The sequence below is a fragment of the Pseudomonas sivasensis genome (assembly GCF_013778505.1).
GTDB classification, from domain to species: Bacteria; Pseudomonadota; Gammaproteobacteria; order Pseudomonadales; family Pseudomonadaceae; genus Aquipseudomonas; species Aquipseudomonas sivasensis.
The window spans coordinates 218,562-230,808 of the sequence record NZ_JAAOWU010000003.1 but is presented as its reverse complement, the minus strand read 5'-3'; the positions used below and the strand labels follow the sequence as shown (position 1 = coordinate 230,808).

Genomic DNA, 12,247 nt, shown 5'->3' with positions numbered 1-12,247 from the left:
TCATAACCAAATGGCATTTAAATTAACAACATTTAGGCTTATTTAGATTTTAAATAGTGCATCAACTCTTAATATTTATAGCGAATAAGTGAAACACCGCTCAAATAGTTTGCACATCCGGCAAAAAGGTTTAGCTTCAAACGTCCATCTCACCGGCCAAATAATTAAATTTAATGGGGTTAACCGCTCTGCGCAGCGCGTTTCCAAGGATTTTTATCGCCCACGAGTTTCCAGCCTAAGTCATTTATTCACAATGGGATGTGCCAATGAAGTGATCTGAGTCAGCTGTTTGATTAGCACACGGAATTATTCTGTGGTCTCTCTTCTCCTGCATTGGAGTTATGCAATGTCTGAATCCCCCGGAAAACTTCGATTAGGTGCACTGGTTGCACTTGTCGTGGGCTCAATGATCGGCGGCGGGATCTTTTCCCTGCCGCAAAATATGGCCGCCAGCGCTGATGTTGGCGCGGTATTGATCGGTTGGGTGATTACCGCCATCGGCATGTTGACCCTCGCGTTCGTGTTTCAGACCCTGGCCAATCGCAAGCCCGACCTCGATGGCGGCGTGTACGCCTACGCCAAGGCCGGATTCGGCGACTACATGGGTTTCTCGTCAGCCTGGGGCTACTGGATCAGCGCTTGGCTGGGCAACGTCGGCTACTTCGTATTGCTGTTCAGCACACTCGGATACTTCTTCCCGATCTTCGGCGAAGGCAACACACCCGCAGCGGTGATTGGCGCGTCGGTGTTGCTGTGGGCCGTGCATTTTCTGGTACTGCGCGGGATCAAGGAAGCGGCGTTCATCAACCTGGTGACCACGGTCGCCAAGGTGGTGCCACTGGTACTGTTCGTGTTGATCGCCGTGTTCGCGTTCAAGCTGGACATCTTCACCGCTGACATCTGGGGCGTAAAAAACCCAGACCTGGGCAGCGTGATGAACCAAGTGCGCAACATGATGCTGGTCACCGTGTGGGTGTTCATCGGCATCGAAGGCGCGAGCATCTTCTCGTCCCGTGCGGAAAAACGCAGCGACGTCGGCAAGGCCACCGTGATCGGCTTTATCACTGTGCTGTTGTTCCTGATGCTGGTGAACGTGCTGTCCCTGGGCATCATGACCCAGCCGGAACTGGCCAAGTTGCAGAACCCGTCAATGGCTGCGGTGCTGGAGCATGTGGTAGGCCACTGGGGCGCGGTGCTGATCAGCGTCGGCTTGATCATCTCGCTGCTGGGGGCGTTGCTGTCGTGGGTGCTGCTGTGTGCGGAGATCATGTTCGCCGCCGCCAAGGACCACACCATGCCGGAGTTCCTGCGTAAGGAAAACGCCAACCATGTGCCGGTCAACGCCCTGTGGCTGACCAACGCCATGGTCCAAGTGTTCCTGGTGATCACGCTGTTTTCCGCCAGTACTTACCTGTCGCTGATCTACCTCGCCACCTCGATGATCCTGGTGCCTTACCTGTGGTCGGCGGCCTACGCGCTGCTGTTGGCGGTGCGCGGCGAAACCTACGAAAACGCCCTCAAAGAGCGCAAGAAAGACCTGTTCATCGGCGCAGTCGCGCTGATCTACGCGGTCTGGCTGCTCTACGCCGGCGGCACCAAGTACCTGCTGTTGTCCGCCCTGCTCTATGCCCCCGGCGCGATCCTGTTCGCCAAGGCTAAGCATGAACTGGGCAAACCGATTTTCACCAACGTCGAGAAGCTGATTTTCGCCGCAGTCGTCATTGGCGCCCTGGTGGCTGCCTATGGCCTCTACGACGGCTTCCTGACTCTGTAACTGTTGCTCCTTGGAGGATCTGTAATGACCACGGAAAAAGTGAAGTACGGCGTACATTCCGAAGCCGGCAAACTGCGCAAAGTCATGGTGTGCTCCCCAGGCTTGGCCCACCAACGGCTGACCCCGAATAACTGCGATGAACTGCTCTTCGATGACGTGTTGTGGGTGGCCCAGGCCAAGCGCGACCATTTCGACTTCGTGACCAAAATGCGCGAGCGGGATATTGATGTGCTGGAAATGCACAACCTGCTGACCGATATCGTTGCCATCCCCGAAGCCCTGGACTGGATCCTGGAACGCAAGATCACCTCCAACACCGTGGGCCTGGGCCTGGTCGATGAAGTCAGCTCCTGGTTGCGCAGCCTGGAGCCGCGCAAGATCGCCGAGTTTCTGATTGGTGGCGTGTCGGCCGATGACCTGCCGAGCAGCTTCGGTGGCAAGACCATCGAGATGTTCCGCGACTTCCTCGGCCACGCCAGTTTCATCCTGCCGCCGCTGCCCAACACCCAGTTCACCCGCGACACCACCTGCTGGATCTACGGCGGCGTGACGCTCAACCCGATGTACTGGCCGGCGCGACGCCAGGAAACCCTGCTGGCCAGCGCCATCTACAAATTCCATCCCGAGTTCACCAACGCCGACTTCCAGATCTGGTACGGCGACCCCGACCAGGAACACGGTGCCGCCACACTGGAAGGCGGTGACGTCATGCCCATTGGCAATGGCGTGGTGTTGATCGGCATGGGCGAGCGTTCGTCCCACCAGGCCATTGGCCAACTGGCGCGCAACCTGTTCAAGAACAAAGCTGTGGAACGGGTGATCGTTGCCGGCCTGCCGAAATCCCGCGCGGCGATGCACCTGGACACCGTGTTCAGCTTCTGCGACCGCGACCTGGTGACCATCTTCCCGGAAGTGGTCAACCAGATCGTGCCCTTCACCCTGCGCCCTGACGACAGCAAGCCCCACGGCATCGACATCCAACGGGAGAAAACCAACTTCCTCGAGACCGTTGCCGCCGCGCTCAACCTCAAGGCCCTGCGCGTGGTCGAGACCGGCGGCAACAGCTTCGCCGCCGAGCGCGAGCAGTGGGACGACGGCAACAACGTAGTGGCCTTGGAGCCAGGCGTGGTGATCGGCTACGACCGCAACACCTACACCAACACCCTGCTGCGCAAGGCTGGCGTGGAAGTCATCACCATCAGCGCCGGCGAACTCGGCCGTGGCCGTGGCGGCGGCCACTGCATGACCTGCCCGATCATCCGCGACCCTATCGACTATTAATTTTTGGCCTTGGCCGCTGCTTATCCAGCAGCAGCCGAGGGGATAACCGAAACCTAAGGAGATCCACCATGGCTTTTAATATGCGCAACCGCAGCCTGCTCTCGCTGATGCACCACACCACTCGCGAGCTGAACTACCTGCTGGACCTGTCCCGCGACCTCAAGCGCGCCAAATACACCGGCACCGAGCGCCCACACCTCAAAGGCAAGAACATCGCGCTGATCTTCGAAAAAACGTCGACCCGCACCCGCTGCGCGTTCGAAGTGGCGGCCCATGACCAAGGCGCCCACGTCACCTATATCGATCCGGTTTCGTCGCAAATCGGCCACAAAGAAAGCATGAAAGACACCGCCCGCGTTTTGGGCCGCATGTTTGACGCCATTGAATACCGTGGCTTCGAACAGGAAATCGTCGAAGAACTGGCCAAGTTCGCCGGGGTCCCGGTGTTCAACGGCCTCACCGCTGAATTCCACCCGACCCAAATGATCGCCGACACCCTGACCATGCGCGAGCACAGCGACAAGCCGCTGCATGACATCAGCTACGCCTACCTGGGCGACGCCCGTTACAACATGGGCAACTCGCTGCTGATGATCGGCGCCAAGCTCGGCATGGACGTGCGCATCGGCGCGCCGAAAGCCCTGTGGCCCCATGAAGATTTCATCAAGCAATGCCAGGCGTTTGCTGAGGAAAGCGGCGCACGCATCACCATCACCGAAGACCCGAAAGAAGCAGTCAAAGGCGTGGACTTCATCCACACCGATATCTGGGTGTCCATGGGCGAGCCGGTGGAAGCGTGGGACGAGCGCATCGAGCAACTGCTGCCGTACCAAGTCAACGCCAAGATGATGAAAGCCTCGGGCAACCCACGCGTGAAGTTCATGCACTGCCTGCCGGCGTTCCACAACAGCGAGACCAAGGTCGGCAAGGACATTGCCGCGCGGTATCCGAACCTGGCCAATGGCGTGGAAGTGACCGAGGACGTCTTCGAGTCGCCGGCCAACATCGCCTTTGAGCAAGCGGAAAACCGCATGCACACCATCAAGGCGATCCTGGTGTCGGCACTCGCAGATATCTAAAGGCTACACGGGTTAAGTGTGGGAGGGGCAGTGCGACGATTCGACTTGCCCCCGATGGCGGCGGATCAGCTACAGATAAGTTGCCTGACATACCGCTATCGGGAGCAAGCCCCCTCCCACATTGGCCTCTGTGTTCACACCCATAGAAGGATTGAATTATGCGCATCGTCGTAGCCCTGGGCGGCAACGCCCTCCTGCGCCGTGGTGAACCCATGACCGCAGACAACCAACGCGCCAATATCCGCATCGCCACCGAACAGATCGCCAAGATTCACTCCGGCAACGAGCTGGTGATCGCCCACGGCAATGGCCCGCAAGTCGGCCTGTTGTCGTTGCAGGCGGCCGCTTATACCAGCGTCTCTCCTTACCCGCTGGACGTGCTTGGCGCCGAGACCGAAGGCATGATCGGCTACATCATCGAACAGGAACTGGGCAACCTGCTGGACTTTGAAGTGCCGTTCGCCACCCTGCTCACCCAGGTGGAAGTGGACGCCAAGGACCCGGCCTTCCAGAACCCCACCAAACCCATCGGCCCGGTGTACTCCAAGGCAGAAGCGGAAAAACTCGCCGCCGAGAAAGGCTGGGCCATTGCCCCGGATGGCGATAAATATCGCCGCGTCGTCGCCAGCCCACGCCCCAAACGCATCTTTGAAATCCGCCCGATCAAATGGCTGCTGGAAAAAAGCGCCATTGTGATTTGCGCCGGCGGTGGCGGTATCCCGACCATGTACGGTGAAGACGGCAAGCTCAGAGGTATTGAAGCGGTCATCGACAAAGACCTGTGCTCTTCGCTATTGGCCTCGCAACTGAACGCCGATCTGCTGGTGATCGCCACCGACGTCAACGCAGCGTTCATCGACTTTGGCAAACCGACGCAAAAGGCCATCGGCCAGGCCCATCCCGATGACATGGAAAAACTCGGCTTCGCCGCCGGCTCCATGGGGCCCAAGGTGCAGGCCGCCTGTGAATTCGCCCGTCAGACTGGCAAAACTGCGGTCATCGGTTCACTCTCGGACATCGAAGCCATCGTCCAGGGCAGCGCCGGCACGCGCATCAGCACGGCAACACCTGGCATCACCTATCTGTGAAGTAGAGGAGATACGCCTATGGCCACCTTTGAACCCGGTCACCTGCACGTCGAACGTCACGCCCTTAACAAGGACGACTACAGCTACAACCTGTGCATTGACTATGAAGTCAGCCAGGACCCAAAGGAAGGCACGGGCATGCTGTTCAAGCTGCACGGCTCGGTGCAGGGTAAGGACATCAACGAAGAGTTCTATCTACCCAAGGACCAGGCCTTCGACTTCGCGCGGCACGCGATGAACATCGCGCAGAAGTACGGGATGCCGAAGATCGCGGTGTTGAATGGCTCGATGCACAAGCAGTACGACCAGATGTTCGAGGATGTGCGGCATCAGTTGGATGTGAAATCCGGCGACCCGATCAAGCCTGAGCACTTGGAATAACTGACACAACCCTGCTCCAAATGTGGGAGGGGGCTTGCTCCCGATGGCGGTGTGTCAACTGAAAGTAAGCTGACTGACACCCTGCTATCGGGAGCAAGTCGAATCGTCGCACCGCCCCTCCCACATTTTGATCTCCATCCGCGCCAAGGCATACTTGCCGCCTCCCGCTCCCCAGAATTGTTAGCGCCCCATGCGTATCCACGTCAGCTTCATCGACCGCGTCGGCATTACCCAGGAAGTCCTGGCCTTGCTCGGTGGGCGCAATCTCAACCTGGATGCGGTGGAAATGGTGCCGCCCAACGTCTACATCGACGCCCCGACCCTGAGCGCCGAGGTACTGGAAGAGTTGCGCGACGCGCTGTTCAGCGTTCAGGGCGTGCAAGCGGTAAGGGTGGTGGACATCCTCCCCGGCCAACGCCGCCACCTGCAACTCGATGCTTTGCTGGCAGCGATGACCGACCCGGTGCTGGCCCTGGACAGTGCGGGCAAGATCCTGCTGGCCAACCCGGCGCTGATTGCGTTGTACGGACGCGAACCGGCCGGGGAAAGTATCGCCGAGCTTTTCAATGACATGGCGTTGCTCGATACCTTGCTGGAGCAGGGCTTTCGCCTGCCCTTGCGCGAGATCAGCATCAACGGTCAGACCTGGCTGCTGGATGCCACGCCGATCACCGACGCCGGCGCCCTGCTCACGCTGTACCAACCCAACCGCATCGGCGAACAACTGTCGGCGCTGCACCACGACCACGCCGAGGGCTTTGATGCGCTGCTCGGCGAATCACCGGCGATCCGCACCCTCAAGGCACGTGCCCAACGGGTCGCGGCACTGGATGCGCCACTGTTGATCCAGGGCGAAACCGGCACCGGCAAAGAGCTGGTGGCGCGCGCCTGCCACGCTATCAGCACGCGCCACAGCGCACCGTTTCTGGCGTTGAATTGCGCGGCGCTGCCGGAGAACCTCGCCGAAAGCGAGCTGTTCGGTTATGCCCCCGGCGCCTTCACCGGTGCCCAGCGCGGCGGCAAGCCGGGGCTGATGGAGCTGGCCAACCAGGGCACGGTGTTCCTCGATGAAATCGGCGAAATGTCACCGTACCTGCAAGCCAAGTTGCTGCGCTTCCTCAATGACGGCAGTTTTCGTCGGGTGGGTGGCGACCGTGAAGTGAAGGTCAATGTACGCATCCTCAGCGCCACCCACCGCGACCTGGAAAAAATGGTCGCCGAAGGCACGTTCCGCGAAGACCTGTTCTACCGCCTCAACGTGCTCAACGTCGAAGTACCGCCGCTGCGCGAGCGTGGCCAGGACATTCTGTTGCTGGCGCGTTACTTCATGCAGCAAGCCTGCGCGCAGATCCAGCGTCCGGTCTGCCGCCTGGCGCCAGGCACCTACCCGGCGCTGTTGGGCAATCGCTGGCCAGGCAATGTGCGCCAGTTGCAGAACGTGATCTTCCGCGCCGCCGCCATCTGCGAAAGCAGCCTGGTGGACATCGGCGATCTGGACATCGCCGGCACCTCAGTGGCACGCCAGAGCGACGGCGAAGTCGACAGCCTCGAACAGGCGGTCGAGGACTTCGAACGCGGCCTGCTGGAGACGCTCTACGTCAGCTACCCCTCGACCCGACAACTGGCCAGCCGCCTGCAGACCTCTCACACCGCCATCGCCCATCGCCTGCGCAAGTACGGCATTCCCGGCAAATCCTGAACCCAATCGTCACCAGAACGCCCGCCGCCCTCGGTGCTTGACCGAGTCAGTTGCGCGAAAGAACAGCCGCTCGGCCATGGGCGCGCTGATGCGCGAGTAATAGATCGCGACCACATCCGAATCGGTCTTGTCGGCCAGGCTGCGGAAACTAGTGAAGCGCTGCTCCGGAAGTTTCAGATGCCCGGCCTTGAAATCGGCATCCGCTGCGGTGGGCGTCAAATAATGAAAGTGCGCGTACGCCAGCACCCTGCCCAGCTTGTCCTTGACCACATACTCCTGCAAAAAATCATCGACGCGCTTGAGGGCAATACGCCCCTCGATGCGCACGATCTGCAGTTGGTCTTGAGCATGAAGCCAGGCGATCCCGCTTTCATTGGGCGGCATACGCTTGATCATCTCGATGCGCAACAATCGCCCCTGTTCCAGGTACCGCCGCGCGACCTTCTCCAGATCATCCAACAACGTCTGCGACACAACATCGGGCGCGGCTGGCAGCGCCTTGCGCAACTTGTCGGCAACCGCCCGGACGGTCGCGGATTGCCGCGTCAGCCGCGCCTCAACGTTCTCCGGCGGGGTATTGCCGAGCGCCTCGTTGCGCGCCTGTTGCAGCACCATGGGTTCGCGTTGCAACAAACGGCGGGCGTCGCCCTTGAGGTTTTCCAGGGAACGTGTAGGACGCGGCACAACAGGCGCCGCCTCGGCAATCGCTTCGAACTCAGTTGAACCGGCCCGCTCCTGCAAACTGACCACCACGCGCTGATCAACCGGGCTGATCAGGTCGACGATCTCTTCACCCGAATCCGGCGTACGCGCACGCACCCGCCCCAGTTGGTAGCGTTTTTTCGAGTCACGGACCAGCCGTTGATCGGCGCCAGGGCGTCGCAATGCCGTGGCCTGGGGGCTACTCTCCTGCTCGCGCAGCAGTTTGGCCAACGATATTCGGGACTCTTGATCCAGACTGAGGATTGTCGACTCCACAGGCACTTCATTGTCGCTGTGAATCACCTCCGGCAGTGCTTCGCGGTACTCCGCGAGTATCGCCAGGGTGCTGGCGTACTCGTGCAGAATCGCCCGAATACCTTCAATGCGCTGCTGCACACTGAGCACGCCCGCTTCATCAATGGTTTTTTGCGACTGGGCCGATTGAATCGCCTCGTCGATCGCCCCCTTGACCCGCATGCAATCGTCGTGTTCTTCGGGCGTCGGCCGTCGACGCCAGATCATCTGTTTGAGGGTCTGCAACTGCAGCGTCCTCCAGTCGAGCGGCGCACCATAGGACGAAGGCGCCAAGTCGCCGACGAAGGATTTATAGCCAGGTATACCCTGCAAACGCTGGTAGAACACCCGTTCCCAGAAGCTCAGGTTAACCATGGATTGCTGAAACTCGCCGATCTTATGCGCTTCTTCGTTCAGCACACGCTCGGCGGCCTGGGACACCGTCACGTCAGCATCCTCAAACTGCGCGGTCACTTGCTCTATGCGCGCTGGTGGCAACTGCTCCTCACGACGATTGAAGGTCAATACGTACATGCGTCGGCGCATGGTTTCCAGCATGGTCTTCAGTTGCGCGCAATGCTCTCTTTCAAAACCATCCATGGGCTTAATGCTGTTCTTGCGGATAAGCAGATTGAGTTGTTTTTGTTGCGCGCCCTCTTGTTTTTCCATTTCCGCCAAAAAGCGCATCCTGGCATCGCGCCGGTGCTGGTCGGTAAATTGCCCTTCAGCGCTTGAATGGGCCTTTTCGCACAGGCTTTCGGCTGCCTTCACTTTGCGTTCGCACGCTATGAGTTCAGCGACAGCCGCGTCGTACTCATCCTTAATCAAGAGACTCTTGCGCTCGACTTGCGCATAGCGCCGCGCAGCCGGGCTTCTCTTCTGCCCACCGAGCAAGCGCAGGCCGAGGTCGACTTTCCATACGTCATCCGGGCTTTTCCTGAGCCACGGCCCCAGGCGCTGGGGATCCCTGAGATCGGCTATTCGCCAGCCACCTTCCACTGCCGTCACGCCATACACCTTGCTGTCGAGCAACGTGTAGTTTTCCTGGCTCGCAGCGCCACCGTCGCGCAGCACCTGGACCTGGCCGCGCACCGGGCTGTCGGCCGAGAACACCGCGGGCCTGTCGGGCCCACGCTCTCCCCGACCAGGCGCCCACTGGAAGGTCTCAAGCTTTGCCTGCTGCTGCGGATTGAGCTTGAGCCGTGAATTAGCCCAGGAATAATCCATGGCGGTGATATCCGCGAGCGAACGCGGCCAGGCAAACGTCGACGTTGGTTGGCGAACGTGGCCGACCGGGATGACGTCCGTGGTGTGCACCGTGCCGGTGGTGACGGATTTGCTCGCACTCAGGCCCAAACGTTCATCCAGTTTGACCACCGGGCTCAGGAGCAACCCGGCCAGGCTACCGATCAGTTCGGTGAGGGCAGCGGCGGCGTCTTCCTGGCTGGCGTCTGGCGGCAGCGCCAGGACCGTGCGAAACGTCTTGAAGGTTTGAAACAGCCAGCCCGCGACCGCCACCGGCCCGCGAATCATGGGCAGCAGCGCATTGAACAATTGCCACAGATCATTCTTGAACACGGCCCAGCGCAACGCCTCGTTGGACGCCGACTGCTTCACCGCCAGTTGCCAGAGGCTGTGGGCGTTTTCATCGAACACGACCGCCAGAAAATCACCGGTTATCACTTCATCACTGAGCAGGACCGGGCTTGAAGTGGGCTGCGCGTCGTATTCATCCCCCGGTAGAAAACGCTGAACGTGGGGCCGCAGAAAACCGCCATTGCCGAACAACGCCCGACTGGCGTCCGGCAAGCGTTGCAGCACCAGGCGCTGCAGATCGCTGTCGACGCGGGCGATTTCATCAAGTAGCGCCTGGCGACTGGGGAATTGTTGCAACACGGCGTCGACGTGATCCGGCCGATAAAGAATGTGGGGCAGCGGGCTGTTATCGCGCGGGCCGATCACAAACAGGTTGTCCGCCTTGTGGGCACGCCCGCCGGCATGGAGCAGGAACGCCAGGGGCCGCGCCACAATCACCTCGCCACTGAGCACACGCTTGAGCGGGTCTTCCTGCAGCATCGTGCGCACCACCAGGGCGCCGGTCCGGGTAAAACCGTGGCGCCGGCGCAGGCTGTTTTCAAAGGCGCGCATGGGCAGTTGGATCGTCATCTGATCAACAAACAAGCGACGCCGCCGTGGGCAGTCCACCGGGTCCGAAATCAACGCGCGCTCAAGCAGCGTCGGATAGTGCTTGCCCACGTCCACGCGTTCGATCAGTTGCTTGAGGTACGCAGCTGTCAGCCAGCCGGGTACGCTTTCCGGCTGGGTCTGATGGCTGATCTGCACGCTGGCGTATGCCGTGACGAAGGGGTTTTCCAGTGACCATTGGGTCAAGGTCCTGGCGGTGCGTTGGGTCCAGCCAACGGTGCCGCCCTGGGTGCGCTCGAAGGTCAGTTGGTAATCGTCCGGGTCGATGATCGCCTGGCCGGGGCGGTCCAGGCGCATTTGCCGGCGCAGGGCGTTGCGCGCGTAGACATCTATTGAGTCGAGGCCATCCAGAAATGATGCGCCACCGGTGGTTTGCTGCAGGCGCTCAAGCCACTGGCCATAAACCAGACGATCTGCGCTGCCGGCCAGTTGCAACCAGAGCGGCAACTGTTCTTCGTGGGGTTGCTGCAGTGCGTCGGGGTCGAACCAGGCCAGCGGTGAGGTGAGTGAAATAAACAACTGTTCATAACTGCCAATCTCCGGCAGTGCCGACCAATCGACTCGATACAGGCTGCGCAACTGGCGCTCCAGCAACGTCTGGGCCAGGGCATCGAACACGTTGCCCTCGGGCTCACGCAGCACCCAGTGGACGGGAACCCCGGGCAAATAGTGGTTCATATAGCGCGGCAACAGATTGCCCAACGCGTCGAGGTTATCGAGCGTCAGCAGGTTCAGCGCCGGGACGTACAGCAGCGTGACACGCTGGCCCTGCACCTGACGTTGCAACACCAGCAAAGGCAGCCATTCGCCCTGGCGTTCGTTCTGGACCGCAAACACCTGATAGATCCGCAATACATGCGGCTGGCCCAACGCTTCGCGATCCGCGCGGTCGCTCCAGACCTGGGTATGTTCATCGCCCTGCCCCAGCAGCGCGCGCGCGTGCTCCGAGCTTAGTGGCGGGTTCTGCCGCGCCGTCATCAGGCACGCACGCAATTGGCGGCCGACCGCGTCCCAGCGACTGTGCGCCGAACCGTCCGACACGCGCTCGTTCCAGTAGTCCACCAACCGCTCGGCAAACCCCTCCAGCACACCGGGGGCCAGGGCGTTGAGCATCTGTTCGATGTCGTCCACGGTGATCGCGTCGGTCACCGCCTCGAACACCCGCTCGCCCGAGCGAGTCAGCAGTTGATGATGGCCTGGCGTGTAGTTCAGCGCTTCGCCGCTCATGCAGCGTTTGATCAGCGCATCGCTCAACGTGATGAGCTGTGTGTAACCACCGCCAGCCTGTATCACACCGATCCAGGCAGTGGGCGCCCGCAGGCGCGCACCGACGAACCGCTCCTCCAGCCAGCCCTGGATCATGGACTGGGCCACAGCGGTCAGGCTCAAGCGATGGGCAAACACTTTGGATAAGTAATCGCGGGACATCCGCGCCTGGGTGAGCTCCGGAGAATTTGCAGTTGAAGCACGCATGGGATGCATCCTGATAACGAGATCACGGCACGTTAAAGCGTCAGGGAAGGCCCAAAGCAGTACATCTATCTTGCACAAAGGGCTGAAAGCGACCTTCACCGTACTGAAAGCGCTACAGCGGAACGATATCGCTACAGCCCTGCTTTTTACGCGCCATGCAAGGCTTTGATCCACATAGGCTTTTTTTCGCGCACCGCGCTGTATCGAAATCGCTACAGCCGCCGTGGCCAATGTCGCAGCCAAAATTATTAAGCTATTGATTTATAAGTGA

Annotated in this window: 7 protein-coding genes; 6 read left to right on the top strand and 1 reads right to left on the bottom strand. The window is 60.3% G+C overall.

Annotated elements, in window-relative coordinates; genetic code table 11:
- Window positions 1-346: 346 nt before the first annotated feature.
- From arcD to G9Q84_RS07360, 6 genes are all read left to right on the top strand, one after another.
- Window positions 347-1,774 carry an arginine-ornithine antiporter gene (gene arcD, locus G9Q84_RS07385; RefSeq protein ID WP_032890966.1) on the top strand — a complete coding sequence of 476 codons (1,428 nt, stop codon included), beginning with the start codon at window positions 347-349 and terminating at the stop codon, window positions 1,772-1,774.
- 24 nt (window positions 1,775-1,798) lie between these two features.
- Window positions 1,799-3,055 carry an arginine deiminase gene (gene arcA, locus G9Q84_RS07380; protein ID WP_032890964.1) on the top strand — a complete coding sequence of 419 codons (1,257 nt, stop codon included), beginning with the start codon at window positions 1,799-1,801 and terminating at the stop codon, window positions 3,053-3,055.
- A gap of 68 nt (window positions 3,056-3,123) precedes the next feature.
- Window positions 3,124-4,134: an ornithine carbamoyltransferase gene (locus G9Q84_RS07375; RefSeq protein ID WP_010208131.1), complete on the top strand. Its 1,011-nt coding sequence runs from the start codon at window positions 3,124-3,126 to the stop codon at window positions 4,132-4,134.
- 158 nt (window positions 4,135-4,292) lie between these two features.
- Window positions 4,293-5,222: a carbamate kinase gene (gene arcC / locus G9Q84_RS07370; RefSeq protein WP_095185751.1), complete on the top strand. Its 930-nt coding sequence runs from the start codon at window positions 4,293-4,295 to the stop codon at window positions 5,220-5,222.
- Window positions 5,223-5,240: 18 nt separating this feature from the next.
- Window positions 5,241-5,603: a DUF5064 family protein gene (locus tag G9Q84_RS07365; RefSeq protein WP_032890958.1), complete on the top strand. Its 363-nt coding sequence runs from the start codon at window positions 5,241-5,243 to the stop codon at window positions 5,601-5,603.
- 190 nt (window positions 5,604-5,793) lie between these two features.
- The gene (locus tag G9Q84_RS07360) at window positions 5,794-7,302 is read left to right on the top strand and encodes a sigma-54-dependent transcriptional regulator (protein WP_122756143.1); all 1,509 of its coding nucleotides are present in this window, start codon (window positions 5,794-5,796) and stop codon (window positions 7,300-7,302) included.
- A gap of 9 nt (window positions 7,303-7,311) precedes the next feature.
- Here G9Q84_RS07360 and G9Q84_RS07355 read toward each other — a convergent pair whose 3' ends face one another.
- A complete protein-coding gene (locus G9Q84_RS07355) occupies window positions 7,312-11,976 on the bottom strand; it encodes a hypothetical protein (protein WP_164440465.1) in 4,665 nt (1,554 codons plus the stop codon).
- Window positions 11,977-12,247: the final 271 nt, after the last annotated feature.